Consider the following 22383-nt stretch of genomic DNA (forward strand, 5'->3'; position numbering starts at 1 on the left):
ACGCGCTAATGCCTGATTTTCCTAAAATAGTTGCAGTTGTTCCCGCTGCGGGCGTAGGCAAACGCATGAAAGCGAATTGCCCTAAACAATATTTAACTATTGCAAATAAAACGATTCTGCAACATACCGTAGACAAGCTTGTAAGCCACCCCAAGATATCAGCCGTTGTTTTATCAATTAGCAAAAATGATGAATATTTTGATAGTACTCAGCTGTCAAAGTACGAAAATGTGCATATAGCAACAGGCGGCAAAGAGCGCGTTGATTCGGTACTCAATGGCTTATGCGCTATTGAACGTTTAGCGGCAGATTGGGTTATTGTTCATGACGCAGCAAGACCTTGTATTACACATGAAGACATTAGTTTGCTTATTGAACAATGCACTAGACACAAACGCGGTGGGTTATTAGCTGTGCCGGTAAGAGATACAATGAAACGTGCAAAACTAATGAGTAACGGGTTATCTCTTGTAGATAGGACAGTAGAGCGTCAACAACTATGGCATGCATTAACACCACAAATGTACCACGCTCAAGCATTACAGAGTGCGATTGAACAAGCATTAATTAAAGGTGAGGTCGTCACCGATGAGGCTTCTGCGATGGAATTAGCCGGCGAAGATAGCTTATTGGTCGAAGGTCGTGCAGATAATATTAAAATAACACAACCTAATGATCTTGCTATGGCAGAATTTATCTTAATGAAACAACAGGAATCATTATGCGAATAGGGCACGGTTTTGATGTTCACAAATTTGGTGGTGAAGGCCCGATTGTGATGGCAGGTGTAAAAATTCCTTATCAAGCAGGGTTTATTGCGCACTCAGATGGTGATGTTGCCATTCATGCATTATGTGATGCAATGTTAGGTGCGTTATGTCTTGCAGATATTGGTAACCATTTTCCTGATACTGATGATGCTTTTAAAAATATAGACAGTCGTGTATTACTCCGCCATGTTGTTAACCTGATGTTTGAACAGGGTTTTAAGCTAGGGAATGCTGATATTACTATCGTGGCACAAGCACCTAAAATGGCGCCACACCTTGTTGATATGCGAACAATACTTTCTACCGATTTACAATGTGAGTTAAACCAAGTAAATGTTAAAGCGACAACTACTGAAAAGTTGGGCTATGTGGGTGAGAAATTAGGTGTAGCTGTTCATGCCGTTGTATTGTTGGTACCGCATGACTAATAGCATCATGGAAAAATGGCATTACTTGTATGGCTTACCTAATATAACCGCTGACCTGCGTACGAGCCCAGAAGACTTTAAAGTCTTTGAAATGTTGCCATTCGAACCCTCAGGTGACGGTGAGCATCTCTTTGTAAAAATTAGAAAAAAAGGTGTTAATACAGGATTTGTTGCAAAGGAGTTGGCAAACTTTTTTAATATTAAAGATACCTTAGTAAGTTACGCGGGTTTAAAGGATCGCTTTGCGGTAACTGAGCAGTGGTTTGGTGTTCACCTTCCTGGAAAAACAATTGATAATTTAGATGGTTTTAATCTTGAAGGTGTCGACGTTATTACCACTACACGTCATCACAAAAAGTTACGCATAGGTGCGCTCAGTGGGAATACCTTTCAAATTGTATTAAGAAACGTAAGTGATCTTGAAGCATTAAAGCAACGTTGGCTTGCTATTAGTCGTTTCGGCGTGCCGAATTACTTTGGCGAACAACGTTTTGGCATTGACGGCGGCAATGTTGCCAAGGCACGAGAAATGTTTGCTGGCGCAAAAGTAAAAAACAAAAAAATGCGAGGTATTTACCTGTCGGCAGCACGTTCATTTATATTTAATCAAATTGTCGCCAACAGAATAGAAAATAAAATATTTGATGTAATAAAAATTGGTGATGCATTAATGCTATCGGGTACTAATTCAGTATTTAAAGTTGATAAGGTAACAGAAGAGCTATCAGCGCGGCTTATAGAAGGTGATGTAGATCTCACTGCGGCCATGTGGGGTAAAGGGGAACTGTTTACTTTTGCCGACGTTGCTGATGATGAAGCGCAAGTGGCAGAAATGTGTGATGGCCTACGTCAAGGCTTGGAAGAATTTGGTCTTAAACAAGAGCGAAGGCGCATAAGGTTACTTCCCCAAATGTGCGGCATAGATACTGATGAAAAACAACAACTCGCTAAGCTCACATTCACACTTGAGTCAGGATGTTTTGCAACCGCTGTATTGCGTGAATTAGTGTGTTATCAAGATTTAACAGTACGACAGGGGAGTGGCAAAGCATGAGAATTCTCTTAAGTAACGATGACGGCGTAAACGCATTTGGCATTAAGGCGTTGTTTGACGAATTAATTAAAATAGCAGATGTTACGGTTGTTGCGCCTGATAGAAACTGCAGTGGTGCAAGTAATTCGTTAACACTATTAAACCCATTGCGCGCTCAAAAACTAGACAATGGTTTTTATTCCGTCAATGGCACGCCGACAGACTCTGTGCATCTAGGTATTAGCCAATTAATGGATCCTGCACCAGATTTGGTAGTGGCTGGCATAAACCACGGTGCTAATTTGGGAGATGATACCTTATATTCCGGTACCGTCGCTGCTGCTACTGAAGGACGACACATGGGGATGCCCGCCGTAGCGGTTTCGTTAGTGGGTAAACATGAAAATAACTTTAAAACGGCTGCAATTGTTGCTGCTCAGTTTATTGAACGGCTAAAAGAACATCCATTGCCTGCTGATCAAATTATTAATCTAAATGTGCCTGACCTGTCCATTGAAGACATAAAGGGTATAAAAGTAACAAGATTAGGTCATCGTCATAAAGCCGAAACGATGAAAATGAGTAAAGATCCGTGGCAGCGTAAAATATACTGGTATGGGGCATTAGGTGCTGAACTCGACGCAGGAGAAGGCACAGATTTTCATGCGGTAAGTCAAGGTTATGCATCTGTTACGCCATTAACCGTTGATATGACTGCATATAAAAGTATGCAAACAATGACCGAATGGGTTAGTGAATTTAATTTAAGAGAATAATAAAATGAATGTCAGAGTAGGACATCGAGTGGGTGGAAAATCCACACGTAGTGGTGAGTTGCTGGCGCAAAAACTGCAATCAGAAGGTATTAAAAATCAACAAGTATTACAAGCTATTGCGAGAAGCCCTAGACAAATATTTGTGCCTGAAATATTAGCTCATAAAGCTTACGATAATACTGCGTTACCTATTGGGCAGGGACAAACAATTTCTCAGCCTTATATTGTTGCTAAAATGTCCGAACTGTTATTAGAGGATGGAATGCCAGACAGTATCTTGGAAATTGGTACTGGTTCAGGTTATCAAACCTCTATACTTGCTCAACTTACTCCGCACGTTTTCTCTGTAGAACGTATTAAATCACTGCAATTTCAGGCAAAACGAAAGCTGCAATCGATAGATTTACATAATATCTCTATGAAGCATGGAGATGGTTGGAAGGGCTGGAAAAGTAAGGCTCCTTTTCAGGCTATTATTGTGACGGCAGCACCCAATACTGTACCGAGTGATTTGTTAGCACAATTAGCCGACGGTGGAAGGCTCGTGATTCCTGTTGGTGAGCAAACACAAATACTTAAAATAATTAAACGCCAAGGGGATAACTTCATTGAAGAGCACGTTGAAGCTGTGCGTTTTGTGCCTTTAGTACCAGGAGCGGTACAATGAAAATATTTACGTCTCTTTATGACTGGACGATAAAGTGGGCAAAGCATAAGTTTGCCCCACACATATTGGCAATACTCACCTTTGCTGAGTCTGTTTTTTTTCCAATTCCTCCTGATGTACTCCTTGCACCAATGGTGTTAGCTGAACGTAGAAAAGCATGGTTTTATGCAACATTGACGACAATCGCATCGGTAATTGGTGGTGTGGCAGGTTATGCCCTTGGTTACTATATGTTTGAACCTTGGATACAACCCGTTATTACTGAATGGGGTAAACAGGAAACATTTGATCAAGCCGTTTTATGGTTCCAAGAATGGGGAGTATGGGTTGTATTTATTGCAGGTTTTTCACCCGTCCCCTATAAAATATTTACGGTAAGCGCCGGTTTTTTACATATGGCATTTTGGCCATTTTTATTGGTTTCTGCAGTAGGAAGAGGTTTACGCTTTTTTCTTGTTGCCGGTTTGATCTATTTGGGCGGTGATACGATGGAACAAAAGCTGCGCAAATGGGTTGATATTTTGGGGTGGTTATTAGTTGCCTTAATTGTCATTCTTTACTTCATGTTGCGGTAGATAATAAAGTAAAACTATAAGAGGGATGTGTGCTTAATAGAATTGCTGTTTGTTTATTATTAGTTACTTTATTTGCCTGCTCGTCTAGGCAAACACCTGCACCTGTGGTTGAAGCAAAAGCGAAGGTACCACTCAGTAAGCAAGTGAGAAACAGTTTGTCTGGTGCTGAGTATATCGTTAAAAAAGGTGAAACCTTATATTCGATTTCTTGGCGTGCAGGACTCGATGTGAGAACGCTTGCATCCATCAATAATATTTCGCCACCATTTAAAATATTTCCCGGACAAAAAATTTTCTTAGCGAAAAAATCCGTGAAGCCGAGTAAAAATAAACGCTCCAGTAAAACCTTTCATAATCAACAACAAAAAGTTGTAAAAAAACCTGTTGCAACAAATAAAAAGCAAGAGTATGGTGAAAATGTAAGAGGACAAAAAACATACAGAAAGCCCTCTAACGATTCAGGTACATTTTCACAAAAAATTAGAACGTGGAAGTGGCCTGCTAAAGGAAAACTTATTAATAAGTTTTCTACAAGAAAGCAAGGTAGTAAAGGAATAGACATCGCAGGTAATCGTAATGATTCTGTGAAAGCAGCAGCTGATGGCAAGGTAGTTTATGCCGGTGATGTGTTACGAGGATACGGCCAGTTAATTATTGTTAAACATAATGATGATTACCTTAGTGCTTATGCTCATAACAATCAAATTTTGGTCAAGGAACAGCAAACTGTAAAAGCAGGTCAAACTATTGCGAAGATGGGTGATAGTGGTGCGGAAAGAGTCATGCTTCATTTTGAAGTTCGCTTTCGCGGTAAGCCAGTTAATCCCCTTAAATATCTGCCGAGAAGATAATAGCTAAAATAATAATTTGGAGATGACGTGAGTATTTTATAAGTAATTCAGCTTTGCTAATGATGGGAGATATAGCATGAGCAAAAAAAAAGAATTAAAAAATCAAATTGTCGATAATGCTGCAAATGCAGCTGAACAGGAAGTATTAGACAAAGTACAGGATGAAGTACCTTCAAATTTAGACGCCACACAGTTATACCTAGGTGAGATTGGCTTTTCACCGTTATTGACTGCTGAAGAAGAAGTTTATTTTTCTCGCCTCGCCTTAAAAGGCGACGAACCCTCTAGAAAACGTATGATTGAGAGTAATCTACGTCTCGTTGTTAAAATTGCACGCCGATATAATAATCGCGGATTACCGTTACTTGATCTAATTGAAGAAGGTAATCTAGGTCTCATTCGTGCCGTGGAAAAATTTGATCCAGAACGTGGTTTTAGGTTTTCTACTTACGCAACTTGGTGGATTAGGCAAACAATCGAACGCGCGATCATGAATCAAACACGCACGATTCGTTTACCTATACATGTTGTAAAAGAGCTTAATATATATCTACGCACTGCGCGGGAACTTGTTCAAAAACTCGATCATGAACCAACCGCGGAAGATATTGCCAGCGAGCTTGATGTGCCTGTTGCTGATGTGTCGAAAATGCTGCGCTTAAACGAACGTATTGCGTCGGTAGATACACCATTCGGGGCAGAATCAGATAAGGTATTGTTAGATGTTATTCCTGACGAAAAAGCTAACGGTCCTGAGAATAACTTACAAAGCGATGATATTAAAAATAATATTGTTCATTGGTTAAATGAACTAAACTCAAAGCAACGAGAAGTACTCGCGCGTCGCTTTGGTTTATTAGGCTATGAAGCAGCGACACTCGAAGACGTAGGTGTTGAAATTGGCTTAACACGTGAACGTGTCCGTCAAATACAAGTGGAGGCGTTAAAACGCTTAAGAGATATTTTAAGTGCTCAAGACTTGTCAATTGAAGCGTTGTTCCAAGCATAAATAGTTTTTTGTTTTGTTAGAAAACCAGCCTACTGGCTGGTTTTCTATTTGAGCTCGCTTTTACTTTATGCTTTAAACGTTTTCTTTTAATTTGTATAGCAGGTCAAGTGCTTGCCTAGGCGTTAAGTTGTCAATATCTGTTGATTCTAATGCTGTTACAACAGGGTGATTAGTTTCAACTAAAGTCAATTGCTCATAAGTCGCTTCCGAAGGTGTTTGACAGTATGTTTGCTGTGTTTCTAATTCTTTAAGTTTTTGTTTTGCACGTTGGATAACGACGCGTGGCACGCCTGCAAGTTGAGCTACTTGCAAACCAAAACTTTTACTTGCTGCTCCCTCTTGTACTGCATGCATAAAAATAATTTTATCATCATGCTCTTTTGCATCTAAATGCACATTTGCAAGTGTTGGTATTTGTTCAGCAAGTAAGGTTAATTCAAAGTAATGACTGGCAAATAATGTAAATGCTTTAGTATTGACTGCCAACATTTCCGCACATGCCCACGCAAGAGAAAGACCGTCATATGTACTTGTGCCTCGACCAATTTCATCTAGTAGTACTAAGCTGCTACTCGTTGCGTTATGTAGAATATTTGCTGTTTCTGTCATCTCTACCATAAACGTTGAACGACCACTGGCAAGATCATCAGAAGCGCCTATACGAGTAAAAATGCGATCGACTAACCCTATTTTTGCTGATTCTGCAGGTACAAAACAGCCAACATGAGCAAGTAACACAATGAGTGCTGTTTGCCTCATATATGTTGACTTACCCCCCATATTAGGACCAGTAATAATCAACATTTTTCGGCTATTAGTTAATTCAACAGGGTTTGCAATAAATGGATCGACAGTCATTTGTTCAACAACAGGGTGCCTGCCAGCTTCAATGTAGATCCCTGGTGTTTCTTCTAGTTGTGGTTGAGTGTATTGAAGTGACTCGGCACGTTCTGCAAAATTTGTTAACACATCAAGTGCAGCGAGCGATGCCGCTAATGATTGTAATTGTGCTATATCGGGTAAAATGATATCAAAAAGTTCATCGTACAGTTTCTTTTCTAAGGCTAAAAACTTGCTTTGCGCCGTTAATACTCTTTCTTCGTGGCTTTTTAGCTCTTCAGTAATAAATCGTTCATTGTTTTTTAACGTTTGGCGTCTTATATACTCTTCAGGAACTTCATTGGCATTGGCACGACTTATTTCAATATAAAAGCCATGTACCTTATTATAACCAACCTTTAATGATTGAATGCCCGTTCTTTCTTTCTCACGTTGTTCTAATTGTGCTAGAAATTCTGTTGCCCCTTGACTCAAATCACGCAACGTATCAAGTTCTTGATGATAACCTGGTGCTATTACTCCGCCATCTCTTATTAATACAGGCGGATTTTCTACAATTGCATTATCTAATAATCTACTCAGCGAAGGTATTGGTTTAGTATCTTCAGCAATATGAGTTAACAATGTGCTGTTTGTTGTCGAAATAATGGGCTGTAACTCTGGCAGCACATGCAAAGCGCTTTTCAATCTTGCAAAATCACGTGGTCTTGCACTGCGTAAGGCAATTCGTGCAACAATTCGTTCGATATCTCCGATTCTTTTCAACAAATCTTGGATATCAAAATAGTACTCGTGTTCGATTAGCGTTGTTATTGCGTTTTGTCTTGCTTGCAGTGTTGTTAGATCGCGTAAAGGGAAATGTAGCCATCGTTTTAATAGCCGAGAGCCCATTGGGGTAGATGTTCGATCTAGTACAGAAGATAACGTATTTTCTAATCCTCCTTGCAGGTTTTGGGTAAGTTCAAGGTTTCGCCGAGTAGCAGCATCCAAAATAACACCTTGTTGTGCAGATTCTGCCTTAATTGATCGAATATGCGGTAGGGCTGTACGTTGCGTATCTTTGACATACTGTAATAGACAGCCGGCTGCAGCAATACCTAATGGGTAAGATTCTACGCCAAAGCCTTTTAGTTCTTTGGTACCAAACTGCTGATTTAATAGCGCTACAGAAGTTTGATTATCAAATTCCCAATCGGGCCTTCTTCGCTTTCCTTTAAATTCACTAATCAACGCTTCATTCGTGAAAGATTCTGGATAAAGAAGCTCGGCAGGCGATAATCGCTGAAGCTCAGCCTGCAGCTGTTCGCTTGACTGTGGCTGACAAATGATAAAGCGACCACTTGTCATATCTAAATAAGCAAGGCCAAAAGCATTTTCGTTTTGAAAAATACTGACTAATAAATTATCTTGTCGCTCAGAGAGCAAGGCTTCATCACTTATAGTGCCTGGCGTAACAATACGCACTACTTTTCGTTCTACTGGCCCTTTACTTGTTGCAGGATCTCCCACCTGTTCACAAATGGCAATAGATTCACCAAGTTTGACAAGTTTTGCTAAATACGCTTCTACGGCATGATATGGAACTCCGGCCATAGGAATGGCATTGCCGCCTGATTTTCCACGAGCAGTAAGAGAGATATCGAGTAAATCAGCCGCTTTTTTAGCGTCATCAAAGAATAATTCGTAAAAGTCACCCATACGATAAAATACTAAAATGTTTGGAAATTCAGCCTTTATCGCCAAATATTGACGCATCATTGGGGTATGAGAAGTATTATCGAGATTTTGCGTTGCCATTGATACTCTTAATTATTGTCGTTGGCACTAAGCCATATAGATTATCGTTACAGCGAGATATTATGCCACAGGCAGTTCAACCCATCACCCGTTAATTATTACACTGTTGTTATTACTGTATAAACCATTGAAATACTGAACTTAACAAGATGATATGAAGGTTACTGCTTTTAAATTTCATGATAAATCAGTTGGTTAAGTATAAATTTTACTTGCGCGTAAAAAAACACTTGATACTGTACGACCATACAGTATACTTTGCGCATTACAAAGATTTATCCGAAACATTGGAGCAAGAAATGGACGATAATAAAGAAAAAGCACTCTCAGCTGCGTTAAGCCAAATTGAACGTCAGTTTGGTAAAGGTTCAATTATGAAGCTAGGTGAAAATCGTAGCATGGATGTTGAAACCATTTCTACAGGCTCGTTAGGTTTAGATATTGCGCTAGGTGCTGGTGGCTTACCAATGGGTCGTGTTGTAGAGATATATGGTCCAGAATCAAGTGGTAAAACGACGTTAACGTTGGAAGTTATTGCAGAAGCTCAACGTAACGGGAAAGTCTGTGCGTTTGTTGACGCAGAACATGCATTAGATCCTATCTACGCTGAAAAACTTGGTGTAAACATTAATGATCTACTTGTATCTCAACCAGATACAGGTGAACAAGCATTAGAAATTTGTGACATGCTGACGCGTTCAGGGGCTGTTGATGTTATTGTTGTTGACTCTGTGGCAGCGTTAACGCCTAAAGCGGAAATTGAAGGTGATATGGGAGATTCTCATATGGGTCTTCAAGCACGTATGTTATCTCAAGCAATGCGTAAATTAACGGGTAATTTAAAACAATCTAATACCATGATGATTTTCATTAACCAAATTCGTATGAAAATTGGTGTAATGTTTGGTAACCCTGAAACAACTACTGGTGGTAATGCGCTTAAGTTTTACGCATCTGTTCGATTAGATATTCGTCGTATTGGCGCAGTTAAACAAGGTGATGAAATTGTTGGTAATGAAACGCGTGTTAAAGTAGTGAAAAATAAAGTTGCTCCACCGTTTAAGCAAGTTGAATTTCAAATTCTTTACGGCGAAGGTATCAATAGTTTAGGCGAATTGATTGACCTAGGTGTACAAAATAAAATGGTTGAAAAAGCAGGTGCTTGGTATAGCTATAATGGCGATAGAATTGGCCAAGGTAAAGCGAAAGCTGTTGATTACTTGCGTGAGCATCCAGAAATATCAAAAGAGCTAGATACACGTTTACGCGAAATGTTTTTAACGCGTAGCAAAGATAGTAAAGAACAAGAAGTTGTCGAGGCTGAATAAAGCCTAAATTGCTTCAAAAAGAAAAAACCGCCGATAGGCGGTTTTTTTATTAGCAAGTTAATATTTTGTGTATTGAAATATTGTTTGGCGCTGAGAAATCTATCATATGAAAATATGTTTTAGACGTCTATACGTTTAGAAGTTGACATAGCTAAAAAACCAAGGCACATTACACGCTATAATAATCTTTAAAGGTTATCTCGAGAACATTTAAATGAATCGACCTTAGGTGTAAGTAATGCCCATTAAAATTCCAGATCAATTACCTGCTTTACAAGTGCTTGATAATGAAAATATTTTTGTTATGTCAGAGCATAGAGCTATTAATCAAGATATACGACCAATGGAAGTCGCTATTTTAAATTTAATGCCTAATAAAATTGAAACGGAAGTACAGATATGTCGCATGTTATCGAATACACCATTACAGATAAACATTGAATTTGTACGCATTAATACTGCTGAATCTAAACATACGCCCAAAGAGCATTTAGATAACTTTTATCGCCTTTTTGATGATATTAAAGAAAAACAATACGATGGTTTAATCATTACGGGCGCACCATTGGCGTTACTTGATTATGAAAAAGTTACATTCTGGGACAAAATATGTGAAGTATTTGATTGGGCGGAGAAAAATGTAACCTCGACCATGTTTTCTTGCTGGGCTGCACATGCTGCTTTGTATCATCATTATGGTCTTAATCGTCACTTACGTACAGAAAAACTTTCAGGTGTTTATTTACATAGCCCGTTAGATGTAAAAGAAGAATTAACACGTGGCTTTGAAGACTTTTTTCACGTGCCTCATTCACGATTTGGTTATATTGATAAAGCTGATTATCTTTCCGTGCCTAATTTAAATGTTGTTGCTGAATCTCCAGAGGCAGGCGTCTATCTAGCTGTAAGTAAAAATAAACAGCAGGTCTATTTAACAGGTCATCCAGAATATGATGCAACAACACTTGATGACGAATTTAAACGAGATTTAAAAACATCAAATAACGTAATGATACCAAAAAATTATTACCCCGATAATAATGTTAAAAAACAGCCGATATGTAATTGGAAGAGTCACGGTAGTCTATTATTTACTAACTGGTTAAATTATTACGTTTACCAAATTACACCGTATCAGCTTGATGCTAACAATATTCAAGCAATCCACCCAAGTAATCAAAGTTAATTATGAGTAGTAGCATGAAAAAGTCAGTTTCATTTTCACTATTGGAACAGCAAATAAACAATCGCATTTTAATTTTAGATGGTGCGATGGGAACGATGATCCAAGCTTACAAATTGGAAGAGCAAGATTACCGCGGTGAACAATTTGCAGATTGGCATCTAGATGTGAAAGGCAACAATGATATGTTAGTGCTCTCACAGCCGGATATCATTAAAGCCATTCATGGAGAATATCTTGCTGCAGGTGCTGATATTATTGAGACGAATACTTTTAATGCAACGACGATTGCCATGGCAGATTACGACATGGAGTCATATAGCGCGCAAATTAACTTAGTTGCTGCAAAATTAGCAAGAGAAGTCGCTGACGAGTATACTGCAACAAATCCAGATAAACCTCGATTTGTTGCAGGTGTTTTAGGGCCTACAAATAGAACATGTTCTATTTCACCAGATGTAAATGATCCTGCATATAGAAACATTACTTTCGACCAATTAGTTGAAGCCTATAAAGAATCTACACACGCGCTTATTGAAGGCGGGTCTGATCTCATCTTAATTGAAACGATATTTGACACGTTAAATGCTAAGGCGGCAATTTTTGCTGTTGAAACAGTCTTTGAAGAACTCGACGTTAAATATCCTGTCATGATATCAGGAACGATTACAGATGCGTCTGGCCGCACATTATCGGGCCAAACAACTGAAGCGTTCTATAACTCTCTAAGACATGCTAAACCGATTTCTTTTGGCCTGAACTGTGCGCTAGGACCGGTTGAATTAAGACAATATGTTCAAGAAATGAGTCGTATTTGTGATTTTGCTGTTTCTGCTCATCCTAATGCTGGTCTTCCAAATGCTTTTGGTGAGTATGACTTCAGCGTTGAGGACATGAATACTCATGTTAAAGAGTGGGCGAGTTCGGGTTTTTTAAATATTATTGGTGGTTGTTGTGGTACCACACCTGAACATATCAAAGGTATGGCGGAGTCAGTAGCGAACCTTGCACCCCGTAAAGTTGAAGCGAGAAAAATAGCGTGTCGCTTATCTGGTTTAGAGTCATTAACTATTCAGGACGATACGTTGTTCGTTAACGTGGGTGAACGAACAAATGTTACTGGTTCTGCAATATTTCGTCGATTAATCACGGAAGAAAACTACGAACAAGCAATTGCTGTTGCATTACAGCAGGTAGAAAATGGTGCGCAAATTATTGATATCAACATGGATGAGGGCATGTTGGATTCTAAAGCTGCAATGGTTAAGTTTTTAAATCTTATTGCCGGCGAGCCAGATATTGCGAAAGTGCCCATTATGCTTGATTCTTCTAAGTGGGATATTTTAGAAGCGGGCCTTAAGTGCATTCAAGGTAAGGGCGTAGTTAATTCAATCTCTTTGAAAGAAGGTGAAGAACAGTTTAGACATCAAGCCAAGTTATTGAGACGTTACGGTGCAGCAGTTATTGTCATGGCGTTTGACGAAGTTGGTCAAGCAGACACACGAAAACGAAAATATGAAATTTGTCAACGCGCTTATAAAATTTTAGTCGAAGAAATTGGCTACCCTGCAGAAGATATTATTTTTGATCCTAATATATTTGCAGTTGCTACAGGTATTGATGAGCACAATAACTATGCGGTTGATTTTATTGAAGCTGTTGCTGATATTAAGCAAAACCTTCCATACGCCATGATCTCAGGTGGTGTATCGAATGTATCTTTCTCATTCCGTGGTAACAACCCTGTACGTGAGGCAATTCATGCCGTATTTTTATATCACGCCATTAAAAATGGTATGGATATGGGGATCGTAAATGCGGGTCAACTGGCTATCTACTCTGATTTACCGCTCGATTTAAAAACAGCGGTAGAAGATGTTATTCAAAATACAGATGACGGCGCTACTGAAAGGTTGCTTGATGTCGCGGAAAAGTATCGTGGGCAAGGCGGTAAAAAAGACAGTAAAGTAGATTTAGCATGGCGCGATTTACCTGTTTATAAACGTTTAGAACATGCGTTGGTTAAGGGGATAAATGAATATATTGTCTCTGATACAGAAGAGGCAAGATTAACTGCTACTAAACCACTTGATGTCATTGAAGGCCCTTTAATGGATGGTATGAATGTTGTTGGTGACTTATTTGGCGCAGGCGAGATGTTTTTACCTCAAGTGGTAAAATCGGCGCGGGTAATGAAACAAGCTGTAGCACACTTAAACCCATTTATTGAAGCAGAAAAAACGGAAGCAAAGTCAAACGGTAAAGTATTATTAGCTACGGTTAAGGGTGACGTACATGATATTGGAAAAAATATTGTAGGCGTTGTTTTACAGTGTAATAACTTCGACATTATAGATTTAGGTGTCATGGTGTCATGTGAAGATATTTTGCGTGTAGCGAAAGAAGAAAACGTTGATGTAATAGGTTTATCAGGTTTGATCACGCCATCACTTGATGAAATGGTGCACGTTGCTAAAGAAATGGAGCGACAAGGGTTTGCATTACCTCTGTTAATTGGCGGAGCAACAACGTCAAAAGCGCACACAGCCGTTAAAATTGAACATCAGTATAAAGAACCTGTTGTCTATGTACCGAATGCTTCTCGTTCTGTTTCGGTAGTCAGTAATTTGCTATCAAATGATTTACGTGAAGCGTTTGTTGCAAGGCAAGATAAGGAATATGAGAAAGTTCGTGAGCGTCATTACAAAAAAGGACCAAGGTCGAGTTTAATAACACTAGAACATGCACGTGAAAATCGCACGCCGATTAGTTTTGAGCATTACACGCCAATAAAGCCCAAAATGTTAGGGGTTACGGTCTTAGACTCACTAGATCTAAATATCGTAAGAAATTACATAGACTGGACGCCATTTTTTATGACCTGGCAATTGTCTGGTAAGTACCCTTTAATTTTAAAACATGAAGTGATTGGCGAAGAAGCGACAAAGCTTTTTAACGATGCAAACGCCATGATCGATGATATTATTCAAAACCAAAAGTTAACTGCAAAAGCGGTATTTGGATTATTTCCTGCTTACAGTGAACTAGATGACTTATGGGTTTTTGAAGACGAAAGTAAAGCTACACCATTAATGCGACTGCACCAGTTGAGACAACAAAGTAAAAAGCCAGCAGGCCAATATAATAGGTGTTTGGCAGATTACGTTGCTGATAAAAATAGTGGTATTGATGATTATATGGGGGCTTTTGCTGTGTCAGCTGGTTTTGGTATTGAAGCCTTAACGAAAGCCTTTGATGCACAGCATGATGATTATAATAGTATATTAGTAAAAGCGGTTGCTGATCGCTTAGCAGAAGCCTCAGCAGAGTATTTACATGAGAAAATACGTACTGAATACTGGGGTTATGCAGCGGATGAATCATTGAAAAATGAAGACTTGATACGAGAGAAGTATCAAGGAATAAGACCAGCGCCAGGATATCCAGCTTGCCCGGATCATACCGAGAAAGGTCTACTATGGGAGCTTTTAAATGTTGAAGAAAATATTGGCATGGAACTCACCTCAAGCTACGCCATGTGGCCAGGCGCTGCAGTGAGTGGTTGGTACTTTGCTCACCCAGACAGCAAGTATTTTGCAGTGGCCAAATTAGCTAAGGATCAGGTGCTAGATTATGCAGCGCGCAAAGATATGACGATTGAACAGGCTGAACGTTGGTTGTCTGCTAATTTAGATTATGAGCCTGATTAATTGTGATAAAGGTAATACCTCAAAAAGACTTTGTACGTAAACCTTGGAAAAATGGCCTTGGTGAAACATGTGAACTTGCTATTAATGATGGTGGTACTGTTAACCACTTTGATTGGCGGTTAAGTTTAGCCACCATCAGTGAAAGTGGAGAGTTCTCAACTTTTCCTGAAACACGGCGTGATTTATTTTTAGTGGCAGGTAAGGGCATGTACTTAAAGCATCGCTTAGCGGGAGTTCAACGTCACGATACTTTAGTGAATTTGTTCGATGGTGCTGTGTTTGATGGTAATAGTCAAACCGTATCAACCTTAATAGATGGTCCTGTGCAAGCTTTAAATTTAATGACGCGCAAAAACGAGTACAACGTAGAGTGCCATTATTATAAGGGGGGAAGCACCGTTTCGATAGCTCATACTGAGTACAGTAAAGACGAAGCTTTTTTCATCTATGCGGCGACGAATGAAAAGCAAGAAATGTTAACGATGACAACGGTATGTAAGCATCAGGTCGACTTTCAACGAGGAGATTTATTATTGCTGACAGATCGCCAACCGATGACGGTAAAAGGCAGTAACTTTATTGTTATTGTGTTAACGAAAGTATAAAAAAAGCCGGTGTATATACCGGCTTTTTTTATGAGTATTTGTTTTACCAAATACGTACGCGTTCTTCAGGTGCTAAATAAAGCTTATCACCTTCTTTTACGTCAAACGCTTTATACCAAGCATCATGGTTTCGTGGTGCAAGTGCACGGAATCTTCCTGGTGCATGTGTACCAGCACGCAATTGACTGAGCATACTTTTTTCGGTACGTTTTTCTTTCCAAACTTGCGCCCATGCAAGGAAGAATCGCTGATCACCGGTTAAGCCATCGATAATCGGTGCTTCTTTACCATTTAAGCTAAGCTTGTATGCGTGATATGCCATTGCAATACCACCAACATCGCCAATATTTTCGCCTAAACTATTGCGACCATTAACAAAGTTGTCTGGGATTGGTTCATATTTGCTGTATTGTTCAGCGAGTGCATCTGCTTTTGCATCAAATGCAGCACGATCTTCGTCGGTCCACCAGTTACGTTGTATTCCTTTAGCATCAGATTTTGAACCTTGATCATCAAAACCGTGGCCCATTTCGTGGCCAATTACGGCACCAATGCCACCATAGTTAACTGCTGGATCTGCATTTGGATCAAAAAATGGTGGTTGTAAGATAGCGGCCGGGAATACAATTTCATTGAATGAACTGTTGTAGTATGCGTTAACTTGTTGTGGTGTCATGCCCCAACGGTTACGGTCTGTTTTCTCTAACTCTTTAGACGCACTATCAGCGCGGAAAAATTGGCGGATATTTTTGATATTGCCAAGTAAGTCAGTGTCAGAAATCTTTAAGCCGTCGAATGATTGCCATACATCAGGGTAGCCAATTTTAGGGTTAAACGCAGCTAACTTTTCCTGTGCGTTCACTTTGGTTTCTTTACCCATCCAATCTAAGCCTTCGATTCGTTCACTCATGGCTTTACGTAAGTTTTCTACTAACGTTGCCATTTGTTGCTTAGAAGATTCCGGGAAATATTGTTTCACGTAAACTTTACCAATAGCAAAGCCTAATGATTGCGTACCAGACATTTGTGCAACAGCGCGTTTCCAGCGAGGACGAGGTTCTTGTTGACCACGTAACTCTGTGCCATAAAATTTGAAGTTAGTGTTGTAAATATCTTCTGATAATAGCGATGCATTATTTGAGATGGCGTGATACGTCATATAGTCTTTCCAGACATTAAGATCTTCACTACCAACTAGTGCAATCATTGCTTTTACCGGCTCTGGCTGAGATATGTTCAATTGCGGTACTTTATATTGTGTTTCAGCAAAATAAAGATCCCAATTGAAACCTGGGTATTCTGTTGCTAGTTTTGAGCGCTCAATTTGATTTAATGTTAAGTCGCGGTTACGACGTTTTTCACGTGGCCAATGGCCTTCTGCGATTTTAGTTTCTAAGGCTAAAATTGATTGTGCTTTCTCTTCACCATTTTCAACGCCTGCGAAAGCAAGCATTTCAGCGATGTGCGCAACGTATGCTGCACGTGTTTTTTCAAAGCGTTCGCTATCTTCTAAATAGTAAGAACGATCTGGCATACCAAGTCCGCTCGCACCAAGTGACATTTCATATTTGTCAGGGTCTAAACGGTTAAACCACATGCCGCCACTTAATGGGCTTGCAACACCTGTTAGCCATGCTTGACCAAACATTTTGATAAGATCATCAACTGAATTAATTGCTGCAATATCATCAAGTGTTGATTGGATAGGGCTAATACCTAATTTATTAATAGTGTCGACATCCATATAACTATTATAGAAATCTGCAACCATTTGCTCTTCTGCATTTAAATTTTCACGAGACGTTACATCATCAATGATTTCTTTAACTTGTTTTTCACTGCGTTCGGCAAGCGCATTAAACGCACCATAGCGCGTTTTATCTGCTGGCATTTCATAGTTATCATACCAGTTTCCGCTCGCGTACATGAAGAAGTCATCACCAGGGTTAACAGATAGGTTTCGTGCTGTTAAATCGACACCAAACGTACCGAGTTCAGCTTTTGCTTCAGTACTTGCTTTAGCAACGGTTTCTGTTTTGGTTTCTTCTTTAGTTGTATTTGAGGTAGATTGTTGGCCACATGCGCTTAACAAAATTGAAGCGATCGACATGGCTAAAAGTGATTTTTTCATAGATGTCTCTTATCGTTTTTATAAGTCATTTTACCGTACTTATAATGGCGACTAAGAAGATAAAGTCAACCTTGAAAGGTCAAGTAGCCTTTTTGTTACGATTAGTAACTGTTAGAAAAATTAAACTAATGGAAAACAATAAGCTAATGCAAAATATTGTCGGTTGTTGGCCAGTAGTTACCAGTAGTTAGTTAAGTTTTGTAACAATTATTTTACTTTTTGCCAAATTTCATATTCAACTCTAATACCGTCATGCCAGCGCGCATTATGCCATTGATCCCCTTTAATTTCGTAAGTGAAGGTATAAGTACCATCTCCTTCTAAGGGGTATGATGCCATTGTTGGTGTTTCAATATATTGCGTAGCATTAAAAGAATATTGGCCGGTACCTGCAGCCCAAAATTTATCATCAGAAAACGAGACAAAACTAAAGTGACTCGCATTGATTACCTTTTGTGAGCGAATACCGAGTGTGCTGTATGCAATGATTTCTTTATTTTCATTGAGATATTCACCACTGACTAACTGCCAAGTACCGATGAAAGGGTTATCTGACGCCCAAGTCGGCAACGAAGTACAAGTAATGCAGTACCAAAATAATAGGTGGGATAATTTCATAATAACGTTCCTGTCTTGTGTATATTTGTAAGCCAATAGGTTAGTTTGCACATGATTAAATGACTTCTAATGCATCACTAATTTTTTTAACACCAATAACTTCCATACCATCTATAGCATCTTTTGGTTTGTTAGCATGTGGCACTATAGCACGTTTAAAACCATGCTTAGCGGCTTCATTAATGCGCTCTTGACCACTTGGAACTGGTCGAATTTCTCCAGATAAACCTACTTCGCCAAAAACAACTAGATCTTGCGGTAATGCCTTATCTCTAAAGCTAGAAACCAATGCCAACATTAGGGCTAAATCAACGCTCGTTTCCGAAACTTTAACACCACCTACAACATTCACATATACGTCCTGGTCATTCATTTGTAGACCCCCGTGACGGTTTAAAATGGCCAAAAGCATGGCTAATCGGTTTTGTTCTGCACCTACTGCAATTCTCCGCGGGTTACCCAAGGCTGAATGATCAACAAGTGCTTGTATTTCCACTAATAATGGACGTGTGCCTTCCCAAAGTACCATGACAATACTACCGGGAGTTTGTTCTTCACTTCGTGTTAAAAAGATTGCAGATGGGTTTTTTACTTCTTTTAGGCCCGTACCTGTCATGGCAAACACACCTAATTCATTGACTGCACCAAATCGGTTTTTATTGCCGCGTAAGGTTCGATATCTTGAATCAGTGCTACCTTCAAGCATTATCGAACAATCGATACAGTGCTCTAATACTTTAGGCCCAGCAAGAGCACCGTCTTTCGTAACATGACCAACTATAATCATGGCAACATGATTTTGCTTTGCAAATCGGGTTAAGAAAGCTGCGGCTTCTCTGACTTGAGAAACACTTCCCGGTGCCGATTGAATGTCAGCCATATGCATCACTTGAATAGAGTCAATAACCATAATTTTGGGTTGCTCTTTTTCTGCAACGTGGCAAATGTTTTCAACACTTGTTTCTGAAAGGAGTTTTAACTGTTCCGCTTTCAAACCAAGGCGTTTGGCGCGCATGGCGACTTGTTGTAACGACTCTTCACCTGTGACATAAAGAGCAGACATTTGTGCGGATAATACACACATAGTTTGCAATAAAAGAGTAGATTTACCTGCTCCTGGTTCACCACCAATCAAAATGGCACTACCCGGCACAATACCGCCACCTAAAACGCGGTCAAACTCCGTAAACCCAGATGAAAAACGGGGTAAATCGGCCAAATCGATAGTGTCAAGCGTTTGAACTTTTGCTTCTGTATAGCCGGCATAACCGGCATATCTTTGTTGGTTATTCGACACTTTAGGTTGCCTAAACTCGGAAATAGTATTCCAAGATTTACATTCATTACACTGGCCAAGCCAACGGGAATAGTCAGCGCCGCATTCTGTGCAGACATAAGAAGTTTTATTTTTTGCCATATAATTATATTAGGTACGTTTATTGCTTAAAAATATTAATGATTTAGGTGTTAAATGCCAACTTAGTGTATGACATTTAAATGATTCACATTATAATGAATTCGACTATGGGTATAACCCCAATTTAATTGTACTAACATTGATGGCCAAATGACTAAAGATTTTTCAAAATATCAAGCTATTATCGATGAGTTTTCAGGTACTGTAACGGCTGACGATTTTGAATCCCGCTACAGTGAAGCGACAAGTAAATTATCGAAAACAGATCGCTTCTTGTTGAAGATGGAGATTAAACGTCTTGCTGCTCCTTGCACGCGTTTAATTGATCTGCGAGGTCATGTTGATGGTGAATGTCGTCCATTTGAGCATGAAGACAGGGTACATTACCTTGATGATATTGCAATTAAGTGTTTTGAAGAAACTTTCAATCAATATAATGGCTATACTTTTGGTGTTTATGAAGCGGTTATGAACACTGAAAATAATTTTAGAGTCATGTATCAACGTGAAAAAGACCAACTGCTTGATTCTGCTCCCAGTAATACCGTAACACCAAAAGCTAGAGTACTAGAGAAAACTCAGTATCCTGCAGAACTATTTACCTTTGGGCCATATTATAATCGTAAAGAAGAGCGAATGAATTTCGCTATTCCACTTACTGTTGAATTGAATGGTAACAAAATCGTTGAGGTAACTAGCTCGGATATCAGTATTAATGGTTGTAAATTTCGCTATAAAGGCGAGGAAAGCTTTACCATTCGTCAAATGGTTTCGTTGAGATTTACTGGGTTAGAGGGTGAATTTCAGTTTGGTAAGAACGACGAGTTTAATTATCAAGTACGGAATGTTCATATTGTCGATAATGTACAGTTGGTAGGGTTAGAACGCATATCCACTACAGAGCCTCGCCGTGATGGTATTCGACAATTTATTAGCGGGTTTATTCAAGGAAATAAGCGCCGGTATAAAATTAACTTAGACAATACAATAGCTGCTTTACAATCGAGAAGTATAGAGCAGTTTATTTTGCCTAAATCAAATGAGTTACCTATTTTTATCGAGGATAATGAGCAAGGGGTACATCCTCGTTATGTCTTAACCTGCCATAATAATCAGAATGTTTTTCAATACTGGCAAGATGAAAACCGGCAAAGTACGTTAAATTTTTTAGTTACGCCAGAGCGTTTACTACGCATTAAAAAATATGCAAGCCAATATAAACCTTTGTTAGTTTATAGCTTTATTCACACAAGTAATGGGAAAAGTTACTTTTATACCGCTGATACTATTCAACTTGAAGATGACTTAGCGTTTAAGAAACAGTTTTTGGGGTTTGCAGCCAATAAAGCGAGTTTTGCTGTGCATCAGTTATATGCATTGTCTTTGGATGAGTCTCGTGCTTATTCGCCGCTTACGTTAGCTGACACGATTACTAAACGAGATCAACATTTAAACCAACCAATTGCAGAAGATGTGCTTGTCTCATTGTCCAATTTAGCAAGTATTGTCATTGCATATCGTGTTGAATCAGAAGCTATGTCGGTGTTTTATCAACAATTAGATTTTGAAAATATCAATACCAATAAGCTGAAAAATTTTGGCCATAAGCGTTTACTCGAGCCGCTCGCTATTGATGATGTGGGTATCAATTACAATAACCAAAGACAAGAACCTAGATTTAAATATAAAACACCCGTTGCAATTGCTGCTGATGGCGTGAAATGGCATGGTGTTTCTGAAGATTTTTCAACGTCGGGTTTGAAAGTTGAATTAGAGAAAGCAAGTGTGTTGATTCGTGGTAATGTTATTAATGTTACATTTCCGCAATTACAAAAAATTACCTCTTCGTTTAACCTTAACGAGTTACCTTATGAGGTGATGCGCGTCAGTAAAGATAAAACGGTATTACACTTACGTGTTTATGTTGAACAACATCAGCATATTGGGCGTTCTTTTTTTAAAGCATTGATTGAGAAAAACCGTCATAAACTTACACCTGATGAGTATGCAATGTTTAGCCCTGGCCTTGCTAAAGCGTTGCGCAATATTTATAGCCAAAGCCTACAAACGATTGCGTTCTTAGTGCAGTCAAGTGGTAGTCGTTATAAGTATGAAACAATTGCAACTAATGATACAGATAACCCTTTTTTAACGCGTTGTAAACAGCTGAGTGACAGGAATAATTATTTTAACCTTTACCCTGTACTTAACCATGCAAATGTAACGAGTGTACTTACTGCATCATTAAAGAAAATGCAGTCTGATGATCCATCAATTAGTGAAACACTTTATATATCAATAAACCCAAGTAGCGAAATTGTTGAGCAGGCAGTCAATACAAAATTAGAGTCTGAGTTACAGTCAGACATGATTAAAAAGATGTTCATTAAAAATGCGCTTAAGCGTGGTGAGTTTTACTGTATTCAATTGAAATTATCTCGTACTGATAAGCCAGACATGAAGTATTTGAACCCAGAGCTTAGTTATATTAGTACCTATGCGATGCATAGAGGGAAGCAAATAGAACAAGAAATATTTAGCGTTGCGGGTGTAGTTCAGCTCTTTGATGTAACACAAGAAGCATTAGCTCGCTATAAGCTACAAATGGAAGAAATACCCGCTTAACATAGCGCGGGTATCAGCTT

At 39.1% G+C, this 22383-nt stretch carries 17 protein-coding genes; 13 read left to right on the top strand and 4 right to left on the bottom strand.

What is annotated here, in order from left to right:
• Positions 1–8 precede the first annotated feature (8 nt).
• The 8 genes from ispD (at position 9) to rpoS (ending at position 6109) form a co-directional block, all read left to right on the top strand.
• The gene (gene ispD / locus QUE09_RS04805; RefSeq protein WP_286235069.1) at positions 9–731 is read left to right on the top strand and encodes a 2-C-methyl-D-erythritol 4-phosphate cytidylyltransferase; all 723 of its coding nucleotides are present in this window, start codon (positions 9–11) and stop codon (positions 729–731) included.
• Entirely contained in the window at positions 722–1198 is a 477-nt protein-coding gene (gene ispF, locus QUE09_RS04810; protein ID WP_286235070.1) for a 2-C-methyl-D-erythritol 2,4-cyclodiphosphate synthase, read from the top strand. The genes ispD and ispF overlap by 10 nt, the downstream gene beginning before the upstream one ends.
• The gene (gene truD, locus QUE09_RS04815; protein WP_286235071.1) at positions 1191–2252 is read left to right on the top strand and encodes a tRNA pseudouridine(13) synthase TruD; all 1062 of its coding nucleotides are present in this window, start codon (positions 1191–1193) and stop codon (positions 2250–2252) included. Before ispF ends, truD begins: the two co-directional genes overlap by 8 nt.
• Positions 2249–3007: a 5'/3'-nucleotidase SurE gene (gene surE, locus QUE09_RS04820; RefSeq protein WP_286235072.1), complete on the top strand. Its 759-nt coding sequence runs from the start codon at positions 2249–2251 to the stop codon at positions 3005–3007. Before truD ends, surE begins: the two co-directional genes overlap by 4 nt.
• Positions 3008–3011: 4 nt before the next feature.
• Positions 3012–3674 carry a protein-L-isoaspartate(D-aspartate) O-methyltransferase gene (locus tag QUE09_RS04825; RefSeq protein WP_286235073.1) on the top strand — a complete coding sequence of 221 codons (663 nt, stop codon included), beginning with the start codon at positions 3012–3014 and terminating at the stop codon, positions 3672–3674.
• Positions 3671–4249, top strand: a complete 579-nt coding sequence (locus QUE09_RS04830) for a YqaA family protein (protein ID WP_286235074.1) — start codon at positions 3671–3673, stop codon at positions 4247–4249. Before QUE09_RS04825 ends, QUE09_RS04830 begins: the two co-directional genes overlap by 4 nt.
• A 29-nt stretch (positions 4250–4278) precedes the next feature.
• On the top strand, positions 4279–5100 hold the full coding sequence (locus tag QUE09_RS04835) for a peptidoglycan DD-metalloendopeptidase family protein (protein WP_286235075.1): 822 nt from the start codon (positions 4279–4281) through the stop codon (positions 5098–5100).
• 76 nt (positions 5101–5176) lie between these two features.
• Positions 5177–6109 carry an RNA polymerase sigma factor RpoS gene (gene rpoS / locus QUE09_RS04840; RefSeq protein ID WP_286235076.1) on the top strand — a complete coding sequence of 311 codons (933 nt, stop codon included), beginning with the start codon at positions 5177–5179 and terminating at the stop codon, positions 6107–6109.
• A gap of 72 nt (positions 6110–6181) precedes the next feature.
• Here the strand turns inward: rpoS and mutS are convergent, their stop codons facing one another.
• Positions 6182–8746 (bottom strand): DNA mismatch repair protein MutS, encoded by a 2565-nt coding sequence (mutS, locus tag QUE09_RS04845; protein ID WP_286235077.1) that lies wholly within the window; start codon positions 8744–8746, stop codon positions 6182–6184.
• 299 nt (positions 8747–9045) lie between these two features.
• Here mutS and recA point away from each other — a divergent pair, with 299 nt between their 5' ends.
• From recA to QUE09_RS04865, 4 genes are all read left to right on the top strand, one after another.
• Positions 9046–10074, top strand: a complete 1029-nt coding sequence (gene recA, locus QUE09_RS04850; RefSeq protein ID WP_286235078.1) for a recombinase RecA — start codon at positions 9046–9048, stop codon at positions 10072–10074.
• 238 nt (positions 10075–10312) lie between these two features.
• The gene (locus QUE09_RS04855) at positions 10313–11260 is read left to right on the top strand and encodes a homoserine O-succinyltransferase (protein ID WP_286235079.1); all 948 of its coding nucleotides are present in this window, start codon (positions 10313–10315) and stop codon (positions 11258–11260) included.
• Between the two features lie 14 nt (positions 11261–11274).
• Complete coding sequence (gene metH / locus QUE09_RS04860; RefSeq protein ID WP_286235080.1) at positions 11275–14967, top strand: methionine synthase; 3693 nt, start codon at positions 11275–11277, stop codon at positions 14965–14967.
• 2 nt (positions 14968–14969) lie between these two features.
• A complete protein-coding gene (locus tag QUE09_RS04865) occupies positions 14970–15572 on the top strand; it encodes a HutD/Ves family protein (protein ID WP_286235081.1) in 603 nt (200 codons plus the stop codon).
• A 43-nt stretch (positions 15573–15615) separates the two neighbouring features.
• Here the strand turns inward: QUE09_RS04865 and QUE09_RS04870 are convergent, their stop codons facing one another.
• The 3 genes from QUE09_RS04870 to radA all read right to left on the bottom strand — a co-directional run bounded on the left by QUE09_RS04870 (position 15616) and on the right by radA (position 19738).
• Positions 15616–17703 carry a M13 family metallopeptidase gene (locus QUE09_RS04870; RefSeq protein ID WP_286235082.1) on the bottom strand — a complete coding sequence of 696 codons (2088 nt, stop codon included), beginning with the start codon at positions 17701–17703 and terminating at the stop codon, positions 15616–15618.
• A gap of 207 nt (positions 17704–17910) precedes the next feature.
• Complete coding sequence (locus QUE09_RS04875) at positions 17911–18321, bottom strand: hypothetical protein (protein WP_286235083.1); 411 nt, start codon at positions 18319–18321, stop codon at positions 17911–17913.
• A 55-nt stretch (positions 18322–18376) separates the two neighbouring features.
• Complete coding sequence (gene radA, locus QUE09_RS04880) at positions 18377–19738, bottom strand: DNA repair protein RadA (protein ID WP_286235084.1); 1362 nt, start codon at positions 19736–19738, stop codon at positions 18377–18379.
• 150 nt (positions 19739–19888) lie between these two features.
• Here radA and QUE09_RS04885 point away from each other — a divergent pair, with 150 nt between their 5' ends.
• Entirely contained in the window at positions 19889–22363 is a 2475-nt protein-coding gene (locus QUE09_RS04885; protein WP_286235085.1) for a PilZ domain-containing protein, read from the top strand.
• The last annotated feature ends 20 nt before the right edge of the window (positions 22364–22383 follow it).

It is taken from the genome of Thalassotalea sediminis, from assembly GCF_030295915.1.
Taxonomy (GTDB): domain Bacteria; phylum Pseudomonadota; class Gammaproteobacteria; order Enterobacterales; family Alteromonadaceae; genus Thalassotalea_C; species Thalassotalea_C sediminis.